Genomic DNA, 25,109 nt, shown 5'->3' on the forward strand with positions numbered 1-25,109 from the left:
CCTCGTTGGGGCACGTTGCGTCCCCGTTATCCCGATGGTGCGGCGCATTTCGGGCGGCCGCCAACGCATGGGGCAGATTATCTCAATACCATGGTGTTGAAAGTATGAACGGGGCATCCGGACACGCCGGGCGCTTCGCCCGTGATCTTTACCGGCCCTGCCCCTTGCCCTTACGGGAAGAGAGGCAGAGCCTCGATAGCGGTTGCCTCAGGGAACCCGAACGCCACGTTGAAATTCTGGATCGCCTGCCCGGCGCTGCCCTTGACGAGATTGTCGATAGCCGCGATCACGATGGCTCGCCCGGCGATCCGGTCGTCGAACACCGAGATGACGCAAAAATTGGAGCCGCGCACGTGTCCGGTCGCGGGCAGTTCGCCCTTTTCGGCCACGCGCACGAAAGGCTCGTCCGCATAGGCCTGCCGCAACACCCCCCGCAGATCGTCGGCATTGGTGGCGTTGCCCAGTTTCACATGCGCGGTGACCAGTTCACCCCGGCTCATGGGGATGAGGTGCGGGGTGAAATTGACGATGACGTCCTCACCCGAGGCCAGCGACAATTCCTGCTCGATCTCCGGCGCATGCCGATGAACGCCCACCGCATAGGGCGAAACGCTTTCGCCCGCCTCGGCCATCAGCGTATTCTGCTTGGGCGAACGCCCCGCGCCCGAAACGCCGGACTTGGCGTCGATGATGAGATCCTGGGTCGAGATCGCGCCCGTCTTCGCCAGTGGCAACAACGCCAGAAGCGCCGCCGTCGGATAGCAGCCCGGGCACGCGATGATCCGGGCCTTCGCAATCACCTCGCGATTGTGCTCGGTCAGCCCATAGGCCGTCACGTCCTGCAAATGCGGCGCGACATGCTTGGCGCCGTAGGCCGAGGTAAAGACATCGGGTTTGCGGAACCGGAAGTCGGCCCCCATGTCGATCACGCGAATGGAGGGATTGCTCTCGACGATATCCGCGATGAGCTGCTGGCCGGTTCCGTGCGGCAACCCGCAGAACACCACATCGATGCCCGAAAAATCGACGTCCTCGTTGGCAACCAGATCCGGCAGGCCCGCATGGGCGAGATGAGGATAGACCGAGGCCATGGGCTTGCCCGCATGGGTATTGGCGGTCAAAGCCTCGAATTTCAAACCCGGATGGCGCACGCCAAGGCGCAGCAGGTCGGCTCCGGTATAACCGGAAGCACCCAGAAGTGCGGCTTTGACTGGCGGCTGCATCTTGCTTGCCCTCGATACGGGATTGTGTAAATGAAGCTGTTGCAAGAGGCCGTATTACTGCCGCACCGGTATAATGTAAATGGCCCAGCGCATCGGGAAGGAAAGGCCATTCCGCCCGGTTTGCGGCTTAATGTGGGGTATAGATGTCCAAACGCATTGCGATGGCCACGATAGGCACGCAGGGCGACGTGCAGCCCTATCTTGCACTTGCCGTCGCCATGAAGGCGCGCGGCTATTCCGTGGTCCTGGGGACCAACGACGATTTCAAGGACCTGATCACCAGCTACGGCATCGAGTTCTACAGCCTTGGCTCCTCGATCCAGGAATTCGTCACCCAGTCCCAGTTCGACAAGGCAATGAGCCAGAATTTCCTCGCCAACGCCCCCGCGCTCCTGCGGCAGGGCCAGAAGATCGTCGACCGTGCCGCCCGCGCCGCATGGGATATGTGCCAGGGCGCCGATGTCATACTCTTTCACATGAACACCAGCTTTGCCGTGGACATCGCCGAAGCGCTCGACATCCCGGCCATCGTGGTCGCGCTCCAGCCGCTCAACGCCACCAGTGAATTTCCGCTCTGCGTCCACTATACGCCCACTTTCGGCAAGGCGATCAACAAGCTCACCTACACCACCATGACCGTGCAGCAGATCTACTACAACTTGCCGCGCAACAAGCTCCGCCGCGAACTCATGGACCTCCAGCCGCGCAAGAAGGGCGGGTTCTTCAAGGATACGGACGGACGGAACCTGTGGGTGCTCAATGCCTTTTCCGACGTCGTCTCCCCCCGCCCCCGCGACTGGCCCAGAACCTCCATCGTCACCGGCTACTGGATGCTGCCCGACCGGTCGGGCTGGGAGCCTGACGAGAAGTTCGAGCAGTTCCTTTCCGCCGGGCGCAAGCCGATCTATGTGGGCTTCGGCTCCATGCCGTTCGGGGCGGACCGCAACACCGAGATCCTGCGCGAAGCGATGCGTCGCTGGGACGGGCGCGTGGTCGTCGCGCGCGGCTGGGGCGGCATGAAGACCGACGATCTGCCCGAGAGCGTCTATGCCATCGAGCGCGCGCCCCACGACAAGCTGTTCCAGCACGTCCGGGGCGTCGTCCACCATGGGGGCGCGGGGACGACCGCCGCGGGCCTGACGCTGGGCCTTCCCACCTTCGTCGTCCCCCAGACCGTCGATCAGCCCTATTGGGGCCGCCGCGTCTACGAGCTGGGCTGCGGGCCCAAGCCCATCCGCCGCCGCAAGCTGACCGGCGAAAACCTCGCCGAAGCCCTGCGCGATCTCGAATCCAATATCGGCTATGCGCGCAACGCCGAAAAAGTGGGCGAAAAGCTCCGCGCTGAGGATGGCACCGGCAAGGCCATCAAGGTCATCGAGCGCGTGATGGCCAACTATCAACCGCGAAAAGCGCGCGCCACGGCGTGACCCGTCCGACAAGGCCCGCTATTTTACGCACTCACCCCAAAGTTCACATGCGCACCGCGACGAATTGATATAGAATATAACAAACAGGTCCGCCTGAATTTTCTCTGGAGAACGCCGTGAAGATTTTCGTACCGGTCAAGCGCGTGCTCGATGCCAATGTCGCCGTCAGGGTCAGGCCCGACGGCTCGGGTGTCGATCTCGCCAACCTCAAGATGAGCATGAACCCCTTTGACGAGATCGCCGTCGAAGAGGCCATCCGGCTCAAGGAAGCCGGCAAGGCCGAAACGATCACCGCCGTTTCCATCGGCCCCACGCAGGCCGTTGATACGCTGCGCTCGGCGCTGGCCATGGGCGCGGACGCGGCCATTCTGGTCAGGGCGGATGGTCCGGTCGAACCGCTGGCGGTCGCACGGATTTTGAAGGCACTTGTCGAGCGGGACCAGCCCGACCTCATCATCATGGGCAAGCAGGCTATCGACGGCGATTCCGGCCAGGTCGCCCAGATGCTCTCGGCGCTCGTTGGCTGGCCACAGGCGACCTATGCGTCGAAGGTCGAAATCGAGGGCACGGCGGTCCGGGTCACCCGCGAGGTCGATGGTGGCCTCGAAACGATCGAAATGGACCTGCCCGCCGTCATCTCCACCGATCTGCGGCTCAATACGCCGCGCTACGCTTCGCTGCCCAACGTGATGAAGGCCAAGAAAAAGCCGCTCGAGGAAATCGACGCGGCAAGCCTCGGCGTCGCACTCGAACCGACGCTCAAGATCGCCTCGACCCTGCCGCCTCCGGCGCGAAAATCCGGCTCGAAGGTCGAAACGGTGGCCCAACTGGTCGATAAACTCAAGAACGAGGCGCGGGTGATATGACGACGCTAATTCTCGCCGAACACGACAACACTGCCCTGCTCGGAGCGACGGCCCGCACCGTCGCCGCCGCCAAAAATATCGGCGCACCGATCCACGTGCTGATTACCGGCCACGGGGTGTCGGCGGCCGCCAATGCCGCCGCAAAGCTCGATGGCGTCGAAAAGGTGCTGGTGGCCGATCACGAAAGCCTTGCCCATGGCGCGGCTGAACCCGTCTCCGAGGCGATCCTCGCCATCGCCGCCGCCTACGAGCACATCGCGGCGCCCGCAACGACATTCGGCAAATCGGCAATGCCGCGCGTTGCCGCCCTCCTCGGCGTGATGCAGGTTTCCGATGTCACGAAAATCCTCTCGCCCAGTAGCTTCGAGCGCCCCGTCTATGCCGGTGCGGCCATCGAAACCGTCGAGGCGACGGCGGACAAGGTCGTCTTCACCGTGCGCACCTCGGCCTTTGATGGCGTTGCCGAAACGGGTTCGGCCTCCATCGAGCCGGTAGGCTTTAGCCCCACCGCCCGCACCTCGCGCTTTGTCAGCCGCGAAAGCGCCGCCGGCGGCGGCGGGGTGGATCTTTCGAGCGCCAAGGTCGTCGTCTCGGGCGGCCGCGCGCTCGGCTCCGCCGAACAGTTCACCGAAATCCTCACCCCCCTGGCCGAAAAGCTCGGCGCCGCCCTCGGCGCCTCCCGCGCCGCGGTCGATGCGGGCTACGCCCCCAATGACTGGCAGATCGGCCAGACCGGCAAGGTCGTCGCCCCGGACCTTTACATCGCCATCGGCATCTCGGGCGCCATCCAGCACCTTGCGGGCATGAAAAACTCCAAGGTCATCGTCGCCATCGACAAGGACCCCGAAGCCCCGATCTTCTCCGTCGCCGACTACGGACTGGTCGCCGATATCTTCGAGGCCGTGCCGGAGCTGACCAAGGCGCTATAAGGTCTCGTCCTCTCCTGCTTCCCCGGCGAAAGCCGGGGTCCATGCCTCCACATCCCGGAAAGCTGCGAAAATGGGTCCCGGCTTCCGCCGGGACAGCATAGGGAGCGTTTATGGCTGCGCCCCGACCTTCCCAACCGCTTCCGCCCCGGCCTCGATTCCTGCCTCAAGGCACCCCGTCTCATCCTCCCCGCGCAGATACGCGGCAAGGAAGCCCGCAAGGAACGCATCCCCTGCCCCGGTCGTATCGATCGCCTCGACCTCTCGCCCCGGCAGCGCGAAGGATGTCTTGCCCCTGCCCCCGAGCAACGCGCCGTCCGCGCCGCGCTTGATGACGACCGTACCGTAAAGATCCTGCAGCGCTGCCATTTGTGCGTCCGCACCGTCCTTGCCGGTCAAAAGCGCGGCCTCCTCGGCATTGGGAAAGAGGAAATCGGCGCCCGCCGTCCAGTCAAGGAAGCGCGCTGCGCCGATTTCGGCAAGAAACCCCGTCGATGACGGATCGATGCTCACCGCGATTCCCGAGGCGTGCGCCGCCGCGATCAGCGCCAGAACCGCGGCGCGCGGGCCGGGCTCGAACAGCGCATAACCCGACACGTGCAGCAGATCGATATCATCGAGCAGGCTTTGCGGCAGGTCGCCGGGCCCGAGCGCCGCGTTCGCGCCCCGGTCGGTCAGAAAGCTCCGCTCGCCATCCTTTTCGACAAGGCAGATCAGCGCGCCGGTTGGCCTTTCCGGGTCGCCCGCCAGCGCCGCCTCGACGCCCCGCGCGCCAAAATGCGCATCGAGCGCCGCCACATCCCCGATCCCGACCCGCGCCGCAAAGCGCACCGGTGCGCCCTGCGCCGCCAGCCACACGGCCTGATTGGCCCCGGACCCGCCCGGCATCTGCCGGATGGCGGCACGCACATCGGTGCCGCGCGCGATCGCGCCCTCGGGCATCACGATAATGTCGGTCATCACGTCCCCGACCACGAGCGCCCGCTTCATGACAGCCTAATGCCGCGCGACCAGCGCCACGGCGATACGCGCCGCGATCGCCGCGTTATGCTTGACCAGCGCGATATTGGTCTCGAGGCTTTTCCCGCCCGTCAGCTCGAAAATCCGGTTCAGCAGATAGGGCGTCAGATCCTTGCGCGACACCCCCTCCGCCTCCGCGTCGGCGATTGCCGCCCCGATCCGCGCCTCGATCTCGTCGGCATCGATGGCATCGGCCTCGGGCACCGGGTTGGCGACCAGAATTCCGCCCTGCATGCCCAATTCGCGCTGCATGGTGATGATCTCGGCCACCTCACCCGGCGTTTCGAGCCGGTAATCGACCGGATAAGGGCTGGTGCGCGCGAAAAAGGCGGGAAACACGTCCGTCTGGTAGCCGATCACCGGCACGCCGTTGGTTTCCAGCACTTCGAGCGTCTTGGGAATATCGAGGATCGACTTGGCGCCCGCGCAGATCACCGTCACCGGCGTCTGGGACAATTCGCGCAGATCGGCCGAAATATCGAAGGTCGTTTCGGCACCCCGGTGCACGCCGCCAATGCCGCCCGTCGCAAAAATGCGGATGCCCACCAGATCGGCGATCTGCATGGTGGTGGCAACGGTTGTGCCCGCCGTCTTGCCCGAAACGAGCAAAGCCGCCACGTCGCGCCGCGACGCCTTGGCCGCCTCCAGCCCAGTCCGCGCCAGCGTCTCCAGCACGTCCTCGGTCAACCCGACGCGCAATTTCCCGCCCAGCAGGGCAATAGTCGCCGGAACGGCCCCGTTCTCACGCACCACCGCTTCCACAGCCTGCGCCATTTCCAGGTTCTGCGGATAGGGCATGCCATGCGTGATGATGGTCGATTCGAGCGCAACGACCGGCTGATTCTCCGCCAGCGCCGCGGCGACCTCTTCACTGATTGCCAGATGCGCGTGAATGCTCATGAGATACCTCTTTCCGGCAGAATGTGCGATCCTGCTACAACCATAGCGGGGCCATGCGCGCAAGAAAAGCACCGCCTGCCCGTGCCGCAAACATCGCCCCCCTCACCCCCAGCCCCTCTCCCACAGGGGGAGAGGGGGGCTCGTAGGCCGAGACATCCGCAGGGTTCCCTTCTCCCCTCGCGGGAGAAGGTGGGCTTTCGCGCAAGCGAAAGCTCGGATGAGGGGGCAGCGATGCCTACAGCAACCCCTCAGCCGCCAGATCACCCATCAACCGCCGAACGCCATAGGTCCACGGCGCGCATTCGGTCGAGAGCCGTACCGTGTTGACGAGTGCCCCGAGCTTCGGCGAGGAGATGGTCACCACGTCCCCGATCTTGTGGGTAAAGCCCAGTCCCGGCCCTTCGCGATCCTTGATCGGCGCGAACATGGTGCCGAGATAAAGGATCATGCCGTCCGGGTACTGGTGATGCGGCCCCAGCGCCGCCTTGACCAGCGATTCGGGCGTGCGCGAGATTTCGCTCATCCGGCTCGTGCCGTCGAGCACGAACCCGTCCGGGCCACGCACTTCGAGCGTCACTTCCGCCGATTTCACGTCATCGAGCCCGAACGTCTCATCGAACAAGCGCACGAACGGCCCCAGCGAAGCCGAGGCGTTGTTGTCCTTGGCCTTGCCTAAAAGCAGCGCCGAGCGGCCCTCGACGTCGCGCAAATTGACGTCGTTGCCCAGCGTTGCCCCGATGATCGTGCCCCTCGAATTGACCGCCAGCGCGATTTCCGGTTCGGGGTTGTTCCAGTTCGAGACCGGGTGCAGTCCGATGTCCGAACCGTGTCCGACGCTGCCCAACGGCTGGCACTTGGTGAAGATTTCTGCATCCGGCCCGATCCCGACTTCCAGATACTGGCTCCAGATGCCGCGCTCGATGAGGTTCTGCTTGACCGCCATGGCGGCGTCCGACCCCGGCACGAGCTCGGAAAGATCGGTGCCCACAAGCTCAAGGATTTCCCCGCGCAGCAGATCGGCTCGCGCCGGATCGCCCTTGGCCTGCTCCTCGATCACCCGCTCGAGCAGGCTCACGACGAATGTGACGCCCGCCGCCTTGATGGCCTGAAGGTCGACCGGCGAAACCAGATGGGGCAGTTTCTGCTGCCCGTCATGGGCCATGCTGTTGGCCATCACCGTTTCCACGCTGCCAAGGCTCTCGCCCTTGGCGCTGCGTACATACCCCGCCGGGTCACCCATCTCGCAGATATCGCGCACGGTCGGCGCGGTCCTGGAGGTGATGTCGATGATCTCCCCGTCCCGCACCGTCACGACGTGCGGCAACGCCGCGCCGGTCCGCGCGCGGCCCAGATAGGTTCCCTCTTTCCAGAAATCCATCTCTTTCCTCTTTTGCAGGATTCGTGTGCGCGACCATACCCAATTGGAGCGTATGTTCCAGCCCGTATCACACACACATCGAAGCAAAGAGGCTTGGCGCAAAGACCAGCACTGTCGAAGCCAGCGCCGCAACGGTCAGCCCCAGCCCGGCCCAGGCCAGCGTCCGGGCCGGTTCAAACCCCGCGCCCCGCAAATGCCGCACGATCCCAACGGCGAACCCGCCAAGAACGACCGTGTGCAGCGCAAAAAGCCCGATCAGCAGCGCGCGCTGAAAACCGGCATCCCAGCCGAACCCGCACCCGATGGCGTTGAGCGCATAAAGCGCGATGAACGCCACCGACCAGACGATGAACCCGACGACCAGCAGCAAAAGCCGCGATGGCGGAATGGCGGTTGTTTTGTTCATCGCACCCCCTCCAGCATCCCGATCAGCGCGGGCATCGCCATCACCAGCATGATCCCGGCGACACCCGTGACAGCGGTATAACCATGCCAAAGGCTCCCGATCCTCACCTCTAACTGGGCCCCCGCAACGATCATTCCCCGCCACATCTTGATCGCCGCATTGAGAAGGAAGACCAGCCCGATGGCACTGTGCAAAGCCCCGTAGCCCAGCAGCGTAAAGACCGTTGCCGCATGGGCATGGCCCGAAGGCGCAGGCATTCCGGTGAGCGCAACGACCGCAAGTCCGATGGTGACGATATAGACAGCACTAAGCGCGGCCATGGGCACAAGCGCCCGTCCGGTCCGGTTGGCGCGGACGATCCACCAGCCGAGCGCCCCCGCCGCCGCATAGCCGATCAGCGCCAGAAACAACAGCGCCCCTCCTCCGGCGATCTCGGAAGGCGGCCAGTTGGGGGCAACGAGCCATACATAGAGCGTTCCGAACACCAGCGAGGCGAACAGCGTCCCATCGGCAAGCAACGCAAAGACCGTCGCCCACCACGGCGCCGGCCCGTCCACTTCGGTGTGGGGTGGCACCGTCTCGCCGCGCCCGGCATCGAGCGGCCCGATATCGGGCTCGATCGCGTTGTCCTGCGACCACCAGACAAAGCTGGCCGCCACCAACACCGTGCAACCCAGCGCGAGCCAGTACGCCTTGAACAGCATCGAGAGCACCGCCAGCCCCGTCAGCACCGCCGCGATCAGCGGAATATAGGACTGCCGGGGCAGCAGCGCGACGTGCTCGATCCGGCCCGTCGTCATATCGACCCCCAGCGTCTCCATGCGCTCGTGGCGCACGAACGCCAGATAGCCCTTCCCTCCCGCGAGGTCGCGCCCGAGCGTTTCAACGTCCAGCCCATCCGCCCTTTCCTCGATATGGGGAAGCGAGGCAAAGGCGTAGGACGTTGGCCGTGTCGGGATCGCCCATTCGAGCGTCCTGGCCCGCCATGGATTGCGCCGGAAATACCGTCCGAACCTGAATTGCAGGATCATGTCCGCCAGCACCAGCGCGAACCCCATGGTGAGGATGAACCCGCCCACCGAAGACAAAAGGTTCAGCCAGTCCCACCCGAAGGCCGAAGGATAGGTATGGACGCGCCGGGGCATCCCCATCAGCCCGGTGATGTGCATGAGGAAAAAGGTGAGGTTGAAGCCGACAAAGATCAGCCAGAAGGCGGGAACCGAAATCCGGTGCACGCTCTCGCGCCCCGTCACATGCGGCATCCAGTAATAGATCCCGGCCAGCATGGGAAAGACGAACCCGCCCACCAGCACGTAATGAAGGTGCGCGACGATAAAGTGGCTGTCGTGAGCCTGCCAGTTGAACGGCACCATCGCGATCATCACCCCCGTCAGCCCGCCAATGACGAAGATGATGAAGAACCCGAAGATATAGAGCATGGGCACATCGAACCGTGGCCGCCCATGCGCCAGCGTGGCCAGCCACGCAAATATCTGCACCGCCGTGGGTATCGCAACCACCGCTGACGCGGCGGAAAAGAACGCCAGCGCCAGATGCGGGATGCCCACCGTGAACATGTGGTGCACCCAGAGCCCGAACGAGAGAAAGGCCAGCGCGACGATGGCGACGATGATGGCGCGGTAGCCCACGATGGGCCGCTGCGCGAACACCGGGATGATCGTCGAGAGCGCCCCGGCGGCGGGCAGGAAGATGATATAGACCTCCGGGTGCCCGAACAGCCAGAACAGGTGCTGCCAGAGCAGCGGATCGCCCCCGCGCGTCGGATCGAAGAACGGCAGGCCGAACGCCCGCTCCATTTCCAGAAGGACCGACCCCAGGATCAGCGGCGGAAACCCCACCACCATCATCATCGCGGTCACCAGCATATACCAGGCAAATAGCGGCATGCGGTCCAGCGACATGCCCGGCGCGCGCAGTTTCAGGATCGAAACGGTGATCTCGATCGCCGCCGTGATCGCCGAAATCTCGACGAACGTTATCCCCAGAAGCCACACATCGGCATTGATGCCCGGCGTATAGACGTTGGACGAAAGCGGGGTGTACATGAACCACCCCGTATCGGGCGCCACCCCGAACAGCATGGCAGAAATGATGATCGCGCCGCCGAACAGGTAGCACCAATAGCCATAGGCCGAGAGGCGCGGAAACGCGAGGTCGCGCGCGCCCAGCATCTTGGGCAGGAGATACATCCCCAGCCCTTCGAGCATGGGAATGGCGAACAGGAACATCATCACCGTGCCGTGCATGGTGAAGACCTGGCTATAGAGTTCCGGCCCCATGAAGGCCGAATCGGGGGTCGCAAGCTGGGCGCGGATCAGCATGGCCAGAACGCCCCCGATGGCGAAAAACGCCAGCGCCGTCATCATGAACCGCTTGCCGACCACCGTATGGTTGACCGCCGAGAGCCGCTCGAACCCCTCGCCGCTCCCCCAGACCCGTTCGAGCGCCTTATGCAGCGCGATGGGCGAAAGCTTCTCGCGCTCGCTCATTGTGCGCCTCCCGCCATGAAGGCTTCGTAATCCGCCGGATCGTGCGCCACCACCATGAAGCGCATGTCCGTGTGCCCCATCCCGCAGAATTCCGCGCACACCCCGTTATAGGCGCCCGGGCGATCCGCCTTGATCCGCACCACGTTCTCATGGCCGGGAATGGCGTCGATCTTGCCCGCCAGCCGGGGCACCCAGAACGAATGGACCACATCGCTCGAGGTCACCAGCACATCGACCGCCTGCCCCGCCGGGATATGGAGCACATCGGTTTCCCCCGCCCCCGGATGGTCGGGATAGGAAAACCGCCACACCCACATCTCGCCCCTTGCCGCAACGCGCGGCACATTCTCATCGGGATGGGCCAGCAGCCGCTCCCCGGCAAACAGCGCGTAACCGACCAGCGCCGTCAAAACCACGACAGGCATCACCAGCCCGCCATAAACCACCCAGTCCCGCCCCCGAACCCGCGCGCCCACACCGGGCCTCAAATAAACCAGCGCGAGCAACGCAAAAACCAGCAGGGCCAACACCGTCGCTCCACCCAGCATCACCCACCACAACCCCGCACTCGACGCAGCGGCAGGACCTGCGGGATCGAGCGTCGAGAGCGGGCCGGTGCAGGCGGAAAGCCCTAGCGGCAGGAACCATCTTCCCCATCGCGCCGTTGCTTGGGCGAAACCAACACAACGCTGAGTTCTACGCTGGCACCGCGCACCCCTCACCCCCAACCCCTCTCCCTCAAGGGGAGAGGGGGGCTCAAGAGCCGAGGAGCCCCGGATACCCTTCTCCCCTTGAGGGAGAAGGTGGCCGGAGCGAAGCGGAGGTCGGATGAGGGGTGCTGCGGTGCCAACGCCAGACCGTAAACCGGAAGAGAAAAAATGGAACCCGACCCCGACACCAAAAGCCCCATCATGGAAGAGGTCGCCAGCCACTCCGTCAGCTCCGTCGTCGCCGTCGCGGGCCACCCGGTGCACGCCATGCTGGTCCACTTCCCAATCGCGCTGATCTTTGCAACGCTGGGGATCGATATCTTCTACTGGTTCACCGGCGATATATTCTTCCTGCGCGCCGGCGTCTGGGCGGCGGGGTTCGCCTTTGCGCTCGGGGTCGTCGCCTCCATCGCGGGGACCGCCGAACTCCTGCTTGTCGAGGGCATCCGCGTGCGCGTCGGGAGCTGGACCCATGCGGTCGCGGCCATGACTCTCCTCTCCATGGCGGGGGCCAATTGGGGCGTAAGGCTCTATTTCCCCGAGGAAGTGTTGCCGCATGGTCTGGTTCTCTCGGTCCTTTCGGCGATCTTTGCGGGGCTGGCGGGTTGGCATGGCGGCAAACTGGTGTTCGATCATGGGGTTGGCCTCATGGTCTCACCAGACGAATGAGCGGGGCGAACACCGGTTCCAGCATTTCGCCCAGCCGCCCCGGCGCAAAAAACTCCGTCTGGAAATCCCGCATATCGATTTCCGGCTTGCTCGAAACGATAAGGATGATGGCCGTCGCCACCGCAGTCGTGATTGCCGTTACCATTACATAGCGCCAGGTGGGATAATGCCCCGCCTCCTCGAAGAGCTTCAGGATCACGATGCCCGTCAGCAGGTGGATGAGGACCAAAAACCCCACGAACACCAGCTTGAGCGTGAACCATGACACGAATGTCTGTTGCGCAAAGATCAGCGCCGTGCCCGAGCCGATGGCGATGAAGGCGGCGGGCGAAAGGATCGCGATATAGAAAAACCGCGTCATGGCGTGCAGCCGGTGCAGGTCGTGCTCGACCCCCACTTCGCTGCGCTGGCGGTAGATGAACGGCAGGCAGATCAGGCCGCCCGCCCATATGGCGATTGCCGCGATATGAATGAATTTGAGCCCCGCTGCGAGCATCAGGCCGCCCGCGCCCGCGGAAAGACAAGGGCCGACAGCCGCCACAGCGCCACCGCGATATAGGGCGCGGCCGCGGGTACCCACATCAGGAGCCCGGCAAGCTGCTGGTCACCAAGCGGGGAAAGCCCGAAGGGCTGGGTCGTCCCCAGATGGGCGAGATAGACCGGCTGCGGCGCAAAGACGAGCAAGGCACCAAGAAAGCCCATCTGCATGATGGTCGCCAGAAGCGCCATGATGCCCCGGCCCTGCTTCGTGAGCGGGGAAAGCACCTCGCGCCAGAGCAGATATGCTGACCCGCCAAGCGTAAGCTGCATCGCCCAATAGGCGGCGTCATGGGACAGCGCCCAGAGATAGGGGTCCGGCGCATGCCAGAGCCAGACCGTCACCGCGTGCAGGATCACCAGCCCCGACAGCGGCAGAAGCGGCCCCGCCCGCCAGGGCAGCGCGATCGCCAGCAGCGGCGCGATCCCGGCGATGAGAACGATATGATGGAAAACCCGCGCCGAAAACAGCGCCGAGGCCAGCGCGCAGAGCGGGGAGATGAACGCCACCGCGATCAGCGCCAAGGACCCGGAAAGAGCCATGCGGCCCGAGGCATCGCGGCGGCCCCATTGCAGCCAGGCGGCGGCAAGCGCCAGCATGGCAACGAGGATCAGCGGATCGAAATTCCAGCGCGCAAGCAGCGTCGCCGGGATCGGCGCCGGTCCGCAATAAGGATCAAGGTAGGATTCTGGCATCGATATCGCCCCGCGTTGAGGCCGATACCGGTCTTCGGCCCCTGTGCTCTAATGCACGAGGGGCCTGATTTGATCCAAGTTATACGTCAAATGCGTGAGGGGAGACCGCACTGGATTGCCGGCAATAAATGCCGGAATGACACTGGTGATTTTCACGGGATACTGCCTCCTTCCGCATTGTCACCCCGGGATTTATTCCCGGGGTCCAGAGCGAAGACAGCCAACCGGCATGAGCCTGCGACTACTGCAAATCCCCCGGCAGCAGCGCGTCGGGGATGTTCTGGTAGGAGACCGGACGCAGGAAGCGCCGGATCGAGAGCGTGCCCACCGAAGTGGCGCCGAAATTGGTCGAGGCCGGATACGGCCCGCCATGCACCATCGAATCGACCACTTCCACCCCGGTCGGGAAGCCGTTGGCGAGAATGCGGCCCGCCTTGCGCTCGAGGACCGGCATCAGGGCCTGCCCGAGCGCCGTATCCCCCTCGTCCATATGGAGCGTACAGGTCAACTGCCCCTGGAGGCTCCTGGCGATGGCCTTCATCTCCGCCTCGTCGCGCGCCCGCACAACAAGCCCGAGCGGGCCGAATACCTCTTCGCCCAGCACATGGTTTTCCAGCCAGTTCGCGCCCGTCGTCTCGAAGAGATAAGGCGACGCATTGCGCAGGTCGCAGGTCGAGGTCAAAAGCTCCTGCACCCCGGTGGTTCCGGCGATCTGGTCGCGGCCCGAGCGATACGCCTCGGCGATCCCGTCGGTCAGCATGGTCTGCGGCCCGACGCTGGAAAGCGCTTCTTTTGCCGCCGCAACGAAAGCATTGGCATCCGCCCCGTCCATAACCACGGCAATGCCCGGATTGGTGCAGAACTGCCCTGCCCCCATGGTCAGCGAACCCGCCCAGCCCTTGCCGATCTCGGCTCCGCGCGCCTTGGTCGCCTCGGGCAACAGGAACATCGGGTTGACCGAGCCCAATTCGCCAAAGAACGGGATCGGCTCGGGCCGCGCCGCGCACAGGTTATAAAGCGCACGCCCGCCGCCCAGCGAACCGGTGAACCCGACCGCCTTGATATTGGGATGCTGCACGAGCGCGGTGCCCACCTCGCGGCTCCCGCCCTGGAGAAGCGAGAAGACGCCTTTGTGAAGGCCCAGCTTTTCGCGTGCCGCGTTGACGGCCTCGGCAACGATCTCACCCGTCCCCGGATGCGCCGAATGGCCCTTGACGACCACCGGGCAACCGGCGGCCAGCGCCGCGGCGGTATCGCCCCCCGCGGTCGAAAAGGCGAGCGGGAAGTTCGATGCCCCGAACACGGCCACAGGCCCGATGGGGCGCTGCACCATTTTCAGATCCGGGCGCGGCGCGGGCTGGCGGTCCGGCAGCGCCTCGTCATGCCGCCGGTCGAGATAGTCGCCCTTGAGGATATGGGATGCAAAGAGGCGCAACTGCCCTGTCGTACGTCCACGCTCGCCTTCGAGGCGCGCTGCGGGCAGCCCGGTTTCCTCGGTCCCGATCTGTGTGATTGCTTCGCCACGCGCGTCGATTTCATCGGCGATGGCATTGAGGAATGCCGCCCGCTCCTCGCGGGTCGAATAGCCATAGGACCAGAACGCCTCTTCGGCGGCCTCGCAGGCCGCGTTGACGTTCTCCACCGTTCCCACCGCGAAATCATGGGCATCCCCGTGCGCGGGCTCGGATTTGAACGTATTCGCCCCGGCCACCCATTCTCCAGCGACGAGGTGTTTGCCGTGCGGTACAAAAGTCATGTCAGTCGTCCTCATAAATCGGATCGGTCACGTGATTGCCGCCCTGATAGAGCGCCAGCGGATCAGTCGGCTCCGGGCGGGGCACATTGGTCCCGCTTTCGGCCCGGAAGACCTCGGCATTATCATTGGGCACCCACCCAAGCCAAGTCACATGTGCAGGTCACCATCATCTAGATCGTTTCGGTCTTGATGGAAACGGCCTGCCACGGCGGTTGGGGTTGGATCGCGCTGGAGTCCGGGAACCCGTCCCGGAACGACATTGGCGGCTTTGGCCGATACCTGCCCTGGTCCAGTCGCCGGCAAAGCAAGAAAACGGACGCCCCAACATGAAGAAAGCCCGCCCGGCGAAATCGCGGGGCGGGCTTTTTGTCCGTCAAGGTGAGGCTTATCCAGCCAGCAACGGCGTCGGATCGACCGGGGTCGCGCCACGGCGAAGCTGGAAATGAAGCTGGGGCCGGGTGACCGATGCGCCGGTCATGCCGACCGTGCCGATGGCATCGCCACGGCTGACCGTGTCGCCCTTGACCACACCCATCGTCTTGAGATGCGCATAGGCCGAGACATAGCCGTTGGCGTGCTTGATGAGGATGAGGTTGCCATAGCCCTCGACCGCGTTGCCGACATAGATCACCTCTCCCCCCTCGGCGGCGCGGACGCTCGTGCCTTCGGGGGCTTCGATATTGATGCCGGTGCCGCGCGAGGCTGCGAAATCGGTGATGACGCGGCCGGAAAGCGGCCAGCGGAACTTGTCCGCCGTGGTCGAAGCCGCGGGCTGGGAGGCGGCGGGCTGCTGGGCCGGAACCGAAGCGACCTGTTCCACAGGGGCCGGAGCCGGCTGCTGAGCAACGGGCGCTGGCTGGGCGGGTGCCGGGGGCGCGGAAAGGGTCTGGCTCGATGACGCATCGGCGACCTGCACCGGCTGCTGGCCGCGCTGGGCCAGAAGATCGGCGCGGCCCGGAATGACGAGGCGCTGGCCGACCACGATCCGGTCAGGCGCCGAAATATCGTTGGCCGCGATGATATCGGTCGCGCTCACGTCGTAGCGGCGGGCGATCGTATAGAGCGACTCGCCCGATGCGATGGTGTGAGTATAGGTATCCCCCGAAACGACACCGAGCTGTGGCGGGCTTTGCGTCGGCGCGGCGGGGGCTTGTACTTGCGTGGCAGGTACGGATGCAACGGCGGTTTGAGCAGGCATGACTTGGGTACTCGTTACTGATGGCTGCAGTGGCGGAAGATCCTGGGAGGCGACGACTCCCTGTCCACCCAGGGGCTGGGCGGTGGTACGATCGATGATGACGGGCTGATTAGCGGTGGCGTAGGTCCCGGGGCCGGCGCCGCCACCGATATTGGCGGGCGGGACATAGGCGGGCATTGCCTGCCCCCATGCAGCCCCGGCCGACTGGCTCGAAGCATTCGTCACGGTGGGGTCGCGTCCAAACGATCCCATCGATGAACACCCGGCAAGGACCAGCGCCGCCGAAACCACGGCAACGGCCGATGCCGACCTGTAAAGATTGGAAAGGGTGTCGCGATTGCGCATTGGACTGCCCGTCTACTCATGTACTCGATGCAATTAGAGTTAAACTGTTAAGGTAAAGACGAGCTTAAAGAGCGCATTCCGCACAAAAACGGGCTGTTCGGGAGTTTGGGCGCGCGACGGATCAGAGCCCGCGCGATCGCCCCGGCGTCAGCGGCGCAAGCCGGACGAAACCGTGCTCGCTTTCGATATAGGTATCGTCGGCGCGCTCGATCCGCACGATCGCCTGCCGCTCGGACGCCGGCCCGACGGCCATGACGGCAACCCCGCCATCGTCCAGTTGCCCGACGATCTCCTCGGGCACTTCCGCGACGGAACCGGCGAGGAAAATCCGCTCGAACGGCGCCTGTCGCGGCAGCCCGGAAAACCCGTCCTCGTTGAGCCCGATGATGTTGCCGTAACCGATCGTGCGCCAGCGCTGCTGGGCAAGGCCAACCAGCACACGGAATTTTTCAAGGGTGAAGACGCGCCGCGCCATACGCGAAAGCAGCGCCGCCGAATAGCCCGACCCGGTACCGATCTCGAGAACCTTGCCCGCCCCTTGTGGAGCGAGGACGGAAATCATCGTCGCAAGGATAGTCGGCGCGGTGATCGACTGGCCGCACTCGATGGGCAGCGAGGATTCGCGATAGGCGTACTGGGCGTATTCGTCGGGCACGAACGCCTCGTGCGGTACGGTCTCGAAGGCCTTGAGGATCTCGCTGTCGGTGATCCCGAGTTGCCGCAGATGCAGGATCAGGCCGGCTCGCGCTTCCCAGAAATCGGTCACGCCACCTGCCTCGCCCATCATTATCCGCCCGAAAAAGGCAGACGCCCGCCAAACCTTTGGACAAGACTCATGTCGGTCTGCTGCAGCAGCAAGGGCGTCACCGTGATTGCGTTCTCTTCATGCAGGATATGGAAATCCGCGCCCGGGTCCAGTGGTTTGGGCGTATCGAGAATGGCAACGAAATGCTTTCCCGCGTTTTCGCTGGGGTAGAGCTCGAAGGGCGACGTGGAAAAGCGCTGGTGCGGCACGAGCCTTATGCCCGACACGTCATGAGGGCGGCACATGGGGAAATTGACGTTGAAATAGGCGTCCTGCCCGCCCGCGATCTCGACGATGGCCTCGACCGCCTGCTGCCCGAACGCCTTGGCCGGGTCCCAGTCGATGCGGTCGTCGCCGCGCGAATAATCCATGGACTGGCTGAGCGCGATGCCGATGGCGCCGTGCAGCGCCCCCTCCCGCGCGCCCGCCGCCGTTCCCGAGCAATGGACGATATCGCCCAGATTCTGCCCGCGATTGACGCCCGAGAGCACGAGGTCCGGCTTTTTGTCCTTGAGCACGTGGGTCATTCCCGCCACGATGCAATCGGCGGGGGTACCCTCGAGCGCATAGATCCGCTCGCTCCGCTCCTCGACTTCCAGCTCATACCCGAAGGTGAGGCGATGGCCCGTCCCGCTCTGGTTGGCGGCGGGCGCGACGACCCAGACGTCGTCCGAAATCGCGCGGGCTATATCGAGGAGGACGGCCAGCCCCGGCGCATCGACGCCATCGTCATTGGTCAAGAGGATGCGCAAGGGGGGCCTCCCGAAGTTGCTTGAGGTCTCGGCGAAAACGGCGGCATTCTCTCCCCTCGCTGTCCCGGCGAAAGCCGGGACCCAGTGCTGCAACCGCCACCCTCACGACTGGTGGAAACATGGACTCCGGCTTTCGCCGGAGAAGCGAATGGTGGAAAATCCGCTTCCGTCAAATCTCAACCGCCGATTTTCGTGACGCCGCCCATATAGGGCTGAAGCGCTTCGGGAATGGATATGGACCCGTCCGCGTTCTGGTAATTCTCCATCACCGCGATCAGCGCACGCCCGACCGCAACGCCCGATCCGTTGAGCGTATGGACGAATTGCGGCTTGCCGTCCGCATCGCGATAGCGCGCATCCATACGCCGCGCCTGGAAATCGCCGCACACCGAAACCGAGGAAATCTCGCGGTAGGTGTTTTGGCCGGGCAGCCACGCCTCGATGTCGTAGGTCTTCTGCGCGCCAAACCCCATATCGCCCGTACACAGCATCATCACGCGGTAATGGATGCCGAGGCGCTTCAGGACTTCCTCGGCGCAGGCCAGCATCCGCTCGTGCTCCTCGCCCGAGGTTTGGGGCGTCGTGATCGAGACCATCTCGACCTTATTGAACTGGTGCTGGCGCAGCATGCCGCGCGTATCGCGCCCCGCCGAGCCGGCCTCCGAGCGGAAGCAGGGCGTGAGCGCGGTAAAGCGCAGGGGAAGCTCTTCACCCAGAAGGATCGATTCGCGCACCAGATTGGTCAGCGGAACCTCGGCGGTAGGGATAAGGGCCAGCCGTCCCTCCCCATGTCCGGCAAAAAAGAAGTCGCCGTCGAACTTGGGCAATTGCCCCGTGCCGTACATCGCCTCATCGCGCACCATCAGCGGCGGCTGCACTTCCGTATAGCCGTGCTCGTTGACGTGCAGGTCGAGCATGAACTGGCCGATGGCGCGTTCGAGCCGCGCGATCTGGCCCTTGAGCACGACGAACCGGCTGCCCGAGAGTTTCGCGGCCGTCTCGAAATCCATGCCCCCCAGCGCCTCGCCGAGTTCGTAGTGCTCCTTGGGCGCAAAACCCAATTCGGGCGTTGCCGGTCGGGTGGCTTCGGATTCATTGGCACGGAAATAGGGCTGGTTGTCGTTTTCGTCGGCCCCCTCGGGCACCTCCGGCAAGGGCAGGTTGGGGATCACCGAGAGCGCGTTGCGCAATTCGAGCTCCCACATCCGCGAATCGTATTCGAGCGATGTGAGTTCGCCCTTGAGATTGGCGACCTCCGCCATCAACTCGGCGGCGCGCGCCTCGTCCTTCTGGGCCTTGGCCTGCCCGATCAGCTTGGACGACGCATTGCGCTTTTCCTGCACCGCGTTGAGTTCGGCAACAACCGAACGGCGCTTTTCATCAAGGGAAATCAGCGAGCCCGAAAGTGCGGACTGCCCGCGCCTGGCAAGGGCGGCGTCGAAGGCTTCGGGGTTGGCGCTGATCCACTTGATATCGAACATGGGTGTAAGGTCCGCTCGGTTGAATGAAAGCGGCCTACTGCCTAGCCGAGACGCTGGCCGAACACAAGGATTCGGCGCCGCCCGCGCTCGATGTCATTCCGGGATTCATTCCCGGAATCCAGCGCGATGCTGCCATAACCGCCGGAGAGTGCTGTTTCTAGCTTTCGAGATCCTTGAGCAGTTCGGCTTCGCGCGCAAGCCGCCTTCTCTCGACAAAACGCACGGCGAGAACCGAAATCTCGTAGAGCGCGAGAAGCGGAATGGCGAGGCCCAGTTGGGAAAACGGATCGGGCGGGGTCAGGAAAGCTGCGAGCGCGATGCACGCAACGATCGCATATTTGCGCCAAGCCTTGAGATTTTGTTCCCCGATCACACCGATCTGGGCCAATAGCGTCAAGATCACGGGAAGCTGGAAGCAGGCACCGAACGCCAGCAGCAGCGTCATGATCAGGCTCAGATATTCCGAAACGCGCGTCACCATCTCGATGGTGACCCCATCGCCGCCCGTTTGCTGCATTCCGAGGAAAAAGCCCAGCGCCAGCGGCATCACGCCATAATAGACCAGCGCCGCGCCGATCAGAAAACAGATGGGCGTGGCGATGAGATAGGGCACGAACGCCATGCGTTCGTTCTTGTAGAGGCCCGGCGCAACGAACATGTAGATCTGGCCGGCGATGACTGGAAAGGCGAGGAAGACCGCCGCAAACAGCGCCACCGAAAGTTTTGTGAAGAAGAATTCCTGCGGCGCGGTATAGATGAGCTTGACCGCTTCGGGCGATCCTGCCGCCGCCTTGAACGGGCCGAGCAGGAAATCGTAGATGTAATCGGCGACGAAAAAGCACGCGACGAACAAAAGCGCCAGTGCCACGATCGAATAGATCAACCGCTGGCGTAATTCCGTCAGATGCTCGATCAGCGGCGCTTCGCTACCCTTGAGTTCGTCTTCGCGCTCGGCAGCCTTTTTGGCCTGTACATCGGTCTCGGCCATCGATCAGTCTTTCCCGTTGCCGCTGGCGGGCTTGGCGGCCTGTTTGCGGGGCTTGGCTGCCGTCGTCTTGCCGGCAGCGGACGTGGCCTTCTTTGCCTTTGCCGGAGTGCCGGCGGTTTTTGCCGCCGCGGGCTTTTTCGCAGCGGGCTTCCGGGCCGGTGCCTTTGCGGTTGCCTGCCCGGCCTCAGCCGCTTTCGTTACGTCCATGCGGGCCTTTACCTGCGCCTGGAGTGCGGCCCCGGCGCGGTCAGGATCTGCGGGGGCGGGCGGCGTAATACCGGCCTGGGCATGAATTTCACCGACCACGCTCTCCGCTCCGGGATCGCTTGGCTTGAGCTTGCCGGACGGCTGGGGTTTTCCGTCCCTGCCGATTGCATTGAATTCCTTGCGGATATCCTCGGTCGTTTGCCTCAGCGGGTCGGAGATCGCCTTCTGGGCTTCCTTGAATTCCTCCGCAGCGATCGCCTTGTCGATTTCCTGCCGGAACTCGTTGCTCATGCGGCGCACCGTGCCCATCATGCGGCCGAGATTGCGCAGCAGCATGGGCAACTCCTTCGGGCCCACGACGACCAGCGCCAGAACCGCGATCACGAGCATTTCGGCCCAGCCGATGCCAAGCATATCAGGCTACCCCTTACCCATCGAAGCCCAGAGACGCAAAAAGACGGCTAGGCATCCTTGCTGCGATCGACTTCCTTGGCTTCGCTGAGTGTGGTCTCGGCCTGGCGGGGCTGTTCGATCTCGGCGACGGGCTTATCGTCGTCTTCGGCCATACCCTTGCGGAACGCCTTGATGCCGCCGGCCACCTCGCCCATCATGTTCGAGATCTTGCCGCGCCCGAACAGCAACAGCACAACGAGCGCGATAATCAGAATACCCCAGGGTCCGGGATTCATGTCGGTACCTCCTTTGGTCGGCCGGCAACACGACGCGCCAGCCTTGGCCATTTACCTGTGACAGATATTGTCAAACAGCGTCGAAAACAAGGAAGACTTGGCCCCTCAACCACATTTGCCGCACAGGCTTTTCGCGGGCGCATCAATCCTCGCCCCGCGCCTCGTCCAGCAGACTCCCTTCAAGCTCTCCCTGATCGTCGGGATCGAGGGGATCTTCATCCTCGCGCAGTTCGCCGTCATGGGGCAAGGGGATCTGGAAGCTCGTTGGAAGCCTGCTCGACAGCAAGCCAGCGCCCTTGAGTTCCTCAAGACCCGGCAGGTCGGCCAGCGTTTCCAGCCCGAAATGATCGAGAAACCCTTCCGTTGTGCCATAGGTTACCGGCCGCCCCGGCGTCCGCCGCCGCCCGCGCATCCTGATCCAGCCTGCTTCCATCAACACGTCGAGGGTGCCTCTCGAGATCGATACGCCGCGCAATTCCTCGATCTCCGCGCGCGTGACGGGCTGGTGATAGGCGATCATGGCCAGCGTTTCGAGCGCCGCGCGCGACAGCGGACGGGAATCGGTCTCCTCGCGGCGCAGCAGGAAATTGAGGTCTTCCGCCGTCCGGAACGCCCATTTGTCGCCGCGCTGAACGAGGTTGACCCCCCTGCCCGCATAAGCTGCCTGCAATTCGAGTGCCAGAGCCCCGACATCGGCGGCTTCCGAAAGGAACGGCTGAACGTCCTTCAAATCCACGGGTTCGGCGGAAGCGAACAGCAGGGCTTCGAGCACGCGCAGATTGCGCGCATGCAGTTCCGGCTCGTCGGAGGTGTCGAACGGCTCGCCCATCAATCGACATCCGCCTTGCGGCGGCGCAGCAGCAGGGGGGCGAACGCCTCGCTCTGGCGCAACTCGACCTGCCCCAGCCGCACCAGTTCCAGCGAGGCGCTGAACGTCGAGGCCAGCACCGTCGCGCGCTCCTGTGGCTCTCCCAGATAATGGGCGAGATAGGTATCGAGCGCCACCCACTCGAAATTCTGCCCGATCAGGCGTTCGAGAATGTCGCGCGCCTCCTGCAAGGCCCAGACGGTGCGTTGCACCGGCGCATATTCAGCCGGGATCGCCCTCTCACGCTGCGCCGCATAGGCGCGCAAAAGCTGGTAGAGATCGGCTTCCCAAAGACTATGGCGGGTGATCGATACCGGCTCTGGCATGCCACGCGCAAAAACGTCGCGTCCAAACCGGGGGCGGTTCATCAGCCGGGCGGCGGCCTCGCGCATGGCTTCGAGCCTTGCCAGCCTGAATTGGAGCAACGCCGCCATTTCCTCGCCGGTCGGCTCATCGTCGTCGGCCTGCTGCGGCACCATCAGCCGGCTCTTGAGATAGGCCAGCCACGCCGCCATCACGAGGTAGTCGGCGGCGATCTCGATGCGCTGCTTGCGCACCGTTTCGATAAAAGCGAGGTATTGCTCGGCCAGCGCCAGAACGGAAATCTGCGCCAGATCGACCTTCTGCTTGCGCGCCAGATCGAGCAGCAGGTCGAGCGGCCCTTCATAGCCGCCCACATCGACACGCAGCACCGCGTCCGGTTCGATGGCTGCGGACGGCTCGGCTTCCAGCCAGTTATGCTGCGTATCGGTCATCGGGAACAAGAAAGCGCCTCAAAAGTCGCGGGGGAGCAGCATTGCCACTCCCCTTTATTCCGTCAAGCCGCAAGCGTTAATTGTTCAGGACGAAACAATCCCCGCCCTGCCCCTTGATGGCGTCGCACACCGTATTGGCCTCGGCCATGCTCGGCTGGGGAAGTCTCACGCGGTAGTAAATACCGCGCTCGCCAAGATCGACACGGCTGACGTCGAGCGCCGTTCCGTTGAACAACGCGCCATATCGCGATTGAAGGCTGGGAATGTCGGCCTGCGCGGCTTCCTCGGAGCGCTGGGAAGAAAGCTGCACCCACGCGCCCACAGTGCCCGCCGCCGCCGTCGTGGCCGCCGGAGCGGGCGCGGGAACGGCAAGCGGTTGCGCCTCTGCGGTCTCGATGGTCTGCGGCGCGGATTGCACCGGCTGGGGCGCGGCCTGCGGCGATGCAAGCCCCGCAGGGCGCGCGACGGGACGCGGGACCAGTTCGGGATCGACGATCGGGGCCGACGCCCCCGTTTCAGCGGGCACCTCTGCCGGTGTCCCGGTGATCGCCGGGCTCTGCGTCCCGACCGGCTCCTCGGCAATCGCGGCGGCGATAGCCTCCCCGATGGGGTCTGCCGTCAGCGTACTGTTGGGCACCGAAGGCACGTCAGGGCGGTCGACCGGCAGCACATTGCTGCCCGCGATGCTGTTGTCGCTGGAAACGATGGTGCCGTCGGGCCGGACGGTGACCGTCCGCACCGGGCGGTTGGCCAGCGCGGTTTCGCCCTCTTCCGGCGCGATGACGCTGCCGATTTCGGCCCCGGTCGCGCCATCGGTCTGGTCGCGCGAGACGAGTGCCTCGTCTTCGGGTGAAACGGTATTGCCATCGATTTCGTTGAAGATCACCGATTCCGATGCGGTCGAGGGTGTCCCGGTATCTTCGGGCACCTCCTTCAAATCTCCGGTATCGGCCACCAGCACCGGCGCCTCACCGGGAACGGGCGGCGGCGCGAGAAAAAAGAAATAGCCCGCACCGAGCAGCGCCACGATGGCCGTGCCCGCAGCCGCCGGAAGGATATATCCGCCACGACGGCGAGGCCGCCGCACGGGGACTTCATCGTCCTCGACCGGCTCGGGGCCCATTTCAGCGCCTGCGGCATCCAGATTGTCCTGCCGGAAATCGGTGGGGTCGAACGAGGGTTCTGCCGCGGGTTCGGGCTCCGGCCGGACGGGTTCCTCGATATGGGAAATCTCCGCGCCGCTGGCTGCGGCAGCCGCCAGAATGGCCGATTCCGCTGCATCGACGGCGCGTTCGGCCCTTATGTCTTGATAATCGGGCGTATCGAGATAGCTCGAACGCACCTTACGCCCGCTATTGGCCGTCGCATTGGCGCTCACCTGCGCCGCCTCCCCGATCAGCGCCTCGATCTCGCTCAACGGATCGCTGTCCCCGATCTGGCCGGGAGCGCTTGACTGGGCGTAAAATTCTTCGGGCGGAGGCTGCGGCTCGCTCCGAGGCGCAGCGTCGCTGACAGATATTTCAGGAGCGAGAACGGGTTCGACCGCATAACCGGGAAACTCGTCATCATCTTCCCGGGTCGGCTGATCGTCCACTTCGGCGCTTGCGATCAGTTCGGCGATTTCGTCATGTTCATCGGCCACCGGCGCCGGTGTATCGGCATTGCCCGCGAAATTGAAATCGAAGTCGAAAGCCGGTTCCGGTCGCGATGTCATCGCGGCATCGTCGGCGGTCTCCGCGTAATCGTCATAGCCCGTCTCGTTCCGCTCCGGCTCTGCGTAATCGTCGACAGGCAATTGCGGCTCGGGTTCGGGCTCCGGGCTGTAGACGGCGCTGTTGGCGGACTGGCTGCGGGCATCCCGCGCAACGAGGCGCGCAAGTTCCGCAATGAGATCGTCGGACTCCTCTGCGCCCTGCAAAGGGTTTTGCTTGGTCGTGTCCATAGAGCGGCGCCCCGATATTCGGTTCTAGACTTGTCCTCTATTTCAAAGGACGGGC

Annotated in this window: 26 protein-coding genes; 5 read left to right on the plus strand and 21 right to left on the minus strand. The window is 64.2% G+C overall.

Annotation, left to right across the window (positions count from 1 at the left end; all coding sequences use genetic code 11):
* Nucleotides 1–170: 170 nt before the first annotated feature.
* Complete coding sequence (gene argC, locus DQG18_RS09985) at nucleotides 171–1,223, minus strand: N-acetyl-gamma-glutamyl-phosphate reductase (protein WP_116654114.1); 1,053 nt, start codon at nucleotides 1,221–1,223, stop codon at nucleotides 171–173.
* A gap of 143 nt (nucleotides 1,224–1,366) precedes the next feature.
* Here argC and DQG18_RS09990 point away from each other — a divergent pair, with 143 nt between their 5' ends.
* The 3 genes from DQG18_RS09990 to DQG18_RS10000 all read left to right on the plus strand — a co-directional run bounded on the left by DQG18_RS09990 (nucleotide 1,367) and on the right by DQG18_RS10000 (nucleotide 4,445).
* Nucleotides 1,367–2,650 carry a glycosyltransferase gene (locus DQG18_RS09990; RefSeq protein ID WP_116654115.1) on the plus strand — a complete coding sequence of 428 codons (1,284 nt, stop codon included), beginning with the start codon at nucleotides 1,367–1,369 and terminating at the stop codon, nucleotides 2,648–2,650.
* 116 nt (nucleotides 2,651–2,766) lie between these two features.
* Nucleotides 2,767–3,516, plus strand: coding sequence for an electron transfer flavoprotein subunit beta/FixA family protein (locus DQG18_RS09995; RefSeq protein WP_116654116.1), 750 nt, complete (start codon nucleotides 2,767–2,769; stop codon nucleotides 3,514–3,516).
* Nucleotides 3,513–4,445 carry an electron transfer flavoprotein subunit alpha/FixB family protein gene (locus tag DQG18_RS10000; RefSeq protein WP_116654117.1) on the plus strand — a complete coding sequence of 311 codons (933 nt, stop codon included), beginning with the start codon at nucleotides 3,513–3,515 and terminating at the stop codon, nucleotides 4,443–4,445. Before DQG18_RS09995 ends, DQG18_RS10000 begins: the two co-directional genes overlap by 4 nt.
* 108 nt (nucleotides 4,446–4,553) lie before the next feature.
* Here DQG18_RS10000 and DQG18_RS10005 read toward each other — a convergent pair whose 3' ends face one another.
* The 6 genes from DQG18_RS10005 to coxB form a co-directional block, all read right to left on the minus strand.
* Nucleotides 4,554–5,432 (minus strand): carbohydrate kinase family protein, encoded by an 879-nt coding sequence (locus DQG18_RS10005; protein WP_116654118.1) that lies wholly within the window; start codon nucleotides 5,430–5,432, stop codon nucleotides 4,554–4,556.
* Nucleotides 5,433–5,438: 6 nt separating this feature from the next.
* Nucleotides 5,439–6,362 carry a pseudouridine-5'-phosphate glycosidase gene (locus DQG18_RS10010; protein ID WP_198669724.1) on the minus strand — a complete coding sequence of 308 codons (924 nt, stop codon included), beginning with the start codon at nucleotides 6,360–6,362 and terminating at the stop codon, nucleotides 5,439–5,441.
* Nucleotides 6,363–6,597: 235 nt separating this feature from the next.
* Complete coding sequence (locus DQG18_RS10015; protein ID WP_116654119.1) at nucleotides 6,598–7,740, minus strand: fumarylacetoacetate hydrolase family protein; 1,143 nt, start codon at nucleotides 7,738–7,740, stop codon at nucleotides 6,598–6,600.
* 67 nt (nucleotides 7,741–7,807) lie between these two features.
* Nucleotides 7,808–8,146, minus strand: a complete 339-nt coding sequence (locus DQG18_RS10020) for a hypothetical protein (protein ID WP_116654120.1) — start codon at nucleotides 8,144–8,146, stop codon at nucleotides 7,808–7,810.
* Entirely contained in the window at nucleotides 8,143–10,656 is a 2,514-nt protein-coding gene (gene ctaD / locus DQG18_RS10025) for a cytochrome c oxidase subunit I (protein WP_116654121.1), read from the minus strand. Before ctaD ends, DQG18_RS10020 begins: the two co-directional genes overlap by 4 nt.
* The gene (coxB, locus tag DQG18_RS10030) at nucleotides 10,653–11,297 is read right to left on the minus strand and encodes a cytochrome c oxidase subunit II (RefSeq protein WP_198669735.1); all 645 of its coding nucleotides are present in this window, start codon (nucleotides 11,295–11,297) and stop codon (nucleotides 10,653–10,655) included. The genes ctaD and coxB overlap by 4 nt, the downstream gene beginning before the upstream one ends.
* A 237-nt stretch (nucleotides 11,298–11,534) precedes the next feature.
* On the opposite strand from coxB, the gene DQG18_RS10035 reads away from it, so the two are divergent.
* Entirely contained in the window at nucleotides 11,535–12,035 is a 501-nt protein-coding gene (locus DQG18_RS10035) for a DUF2231 domain-containing protein (protein ID WP_116654122.1), read from the plus strand.
* Here the strand turns inward: DQG18_RS10035 and DQG18_RS10040 are convergent.
* From DQG18_RS10040 to serS, 8 genes are all read right to left on the minus strand, one after another.
* Nucleotides 12,013–12,531: a CopD family protein gene (locus DQG18_RS10040; RefSeq protein WP_116654123.1), complete on the minus strand. Its 519-nt coding sequence runs from the start codon at nucleotides 12,529–12,531 to the stop codon at nucleotides 12,013–12,015. The genes DQG18_RS10035 and DQG18_RS10040 overlap by 23 nt on opposite strands.
* Complete coding sequence (locus tag DQG18_RS10045; RefSeq protein ID WP_116654124.1) at nucleotides 12,531–13,268, minus strand: cytochrome c oxidase assembly protein; 738 nt, start codon at nucleotides 13,266–13,268, stop codon at nucleotides 12,531–12,533. The genes DQG18_RS10040 and DQG18_RS10045 overlap by 1 nt, the downstream gene beginning before the upstream one ends.
* A gap of 241 nt (nucleotides 13,269–13,509) precedes the next feature.
* Nucleotides 13,510–15,024, minus strand: a complete 1,515-nt coding sequence (locus DQG18_RS10050) for an aldehyde dehydrogenase (NADP(+)) (RefSeq protein WP_116654125.1) — start codon at nucleotides 15,022–15,024, stop codon at nucleotides 13,510–13,512.
* 1 nt (nucleotide 15,025) lies between these two features.
* Nucleotides 15,026–15,175, minus strand: coding sequence for a hypothetical protein (locus tag DQG18_RS16075; RefSeq protein ID WP_157970099.1), 150 nt, complete (start codon nucleotides 15,173–15,175; stop codon nucleotides 15,026–15,028).
* 234 nt (nucleotides 15,176–15,409) lie between these two features.
* On the minus strand, nucleotides 15,410–16,567 hold the full coding sequence (locus DQG18_RS10055) for a M23 family metallopeptidase (protein WP_116654126.1): 1,158 nt from the start codon (nucleotides 16,565–16,567) through the stop codon (nucleotides 15,410–15,412).
* A gap of 121 nt (nucleotides 16,568–16,688) precedes the next feature.
* Nucleotides 16,689–17,354: a protein-L-isoaspartate(D-aspartate) O-methyltransferase gene (locus DQG18_RS10060; protein WP_116654127.1), complete on the minus strand. Its 666-nt coding sequence runs from the start codon at nucleotides 17,352–17,354 to the stop codon at nucleotides 16,689–16,691.
* Nucleotides 17,354–18,124: a 5'/3'-nucleotidase SurE gene (gene surE / locus DQG18_RS10065; protein ID WP_157970101.1), complete on the minus strand. Its 771-nt coding sequence runs from the start codon at nucleotides 18,122–18,124 to the stop codon at nucleotides 17,354–17,356. Before surE ends, DQG18_RS10060 begins: the two co-directional genes overlap by 1 nt.
* Nucleotides 18,125–18,300: 176 nt before the next feature.
* Entirely contained in the window at nucleotides 18,301–19,605 is a 1,305-nt protein-coding gene (gene serS / locus DQG18_RS10070) for a serine--tRNA ligase (protein WP_116654129.1), read from the minus strand.
* Between the two features lie 23 nt (nucleotides 19,606–19,628).
* On the opposite strand from serS, the gene DQG18_RS16080 reads away from it, so the two are divergent.
* The gene (locus DQG18_RS16080) at nucleotides 19,629–19,766 is read left to right on the plus strand and encodes a hypothetical protein (protein ID WP_157970102.1); all 138 of its coding nucleotides are present in this window, start codon (nucleotides 19,629–19,631) and stop codon (nucleotides 19,764–19,766) included.
* On the opposite strand, the gene tatC is transcribed toward DQG18_RS16080, so the two are convergent.
* The 6 genes from tatC to DQG18_RS10100 form a co-directional block, all read right to left on the minus strand.
* Entirely contained in the window at nucleotides 19,763–20,593 is an 831-nt protein-coding gene (gene tatC / locus DQG18_RS10075) for a twin-arginine translocase subunit TatC (protein ID WP_116654130.1), read from the minus strand. The two genes, DQG18_RS16080 and tatC, sit on opposite strands and share 4 nt — an antisense overlap.
* Before the next feature lie 3 nt (nucleotides 20,594–20,596).
* Nucleotides 20,597–21,214 (minus strand): Sec-independent protein translocase protein TatB, encoded by a 618-nt coding sequence (tatB, locus tag DQG18_RS10080; protein WP_116654131.1) that lies wholly within the window; start codon nucleotides 21,212–21,214, stop codon nucleotides 20,597–20,599.
* A 47-nt stretch (nucleotides 21,215–21,261) separates the two neighbouring features.
* Nucleotides 21,262–21,489: a twin-arginine translocase TatA/TatE family subunit gene (gene tatA / locus DQG18_RS10085; RefSeq protein ID WP_116654132.1), complete on the minus strand. Its 228-nt coding sequence runs from the start codon at nucleotides 21,487–21,489 to the stop codon at nucleotides 21,262–21,264.
* A gap of 142 nt (nucleotides 21,490–21,631) precedes the next feature.
* The gene (gene scpB, locus DQG18_RS10090) at nucleotides 21,632–22,318 is read right to left on the minus strand and encodes an SMC-Scp complex subunit ScpB (protein WP_116654133.1); all 687 of its coding nucleotides are present in this window, start codon (nucleotides 22,316–22,318) and stop codon (nucleotides 21,632–21,634) included.
* Nucleotides 22,318–23,112 carry a segregation and condensation protein A gene (locus DQG18_RS10095; protein ID WP_116654134.1) on the minus strand — a complete coding sequence of 265 codons (795 nt, stop codon included), beginning with the start codon at nucleotides 23,110–23,112 and terminating at the stop codon, nucleotides 22,318–22,320. Before DQG18_RS10095 ends, scpB begins: the two co-directional genes overlap by 1 nt.
* A 76-nt stretch (nucleotides 23,113–23,188) precedes the next feature.
* Nucleotides 23,189–25,054 (minus strand): SPOR domain-containing protein, encoded by a 1,866-nt coding sequence (locus DQG18_RS10100; protein ID WP_116654135.1) that lies wholly within the window; start codon nucleotides 25,052–25,054, stop codon nucleotides 23,189–23,191.
* Between the last annotated feature and the right edge of the window lie 55 nt (nucleotides 25,055–25,109).

This window comes from Pelagibacterium sediminicola (genome assembly GCF_003390885.1).
GTDB classification, from domain to species: Bacteria; Pseudomonadota; Alphaproteobacteria; order Rhizobiales; family Devosiaceae; genus Pelagibacterium; species Pelagibacterium sediminicola.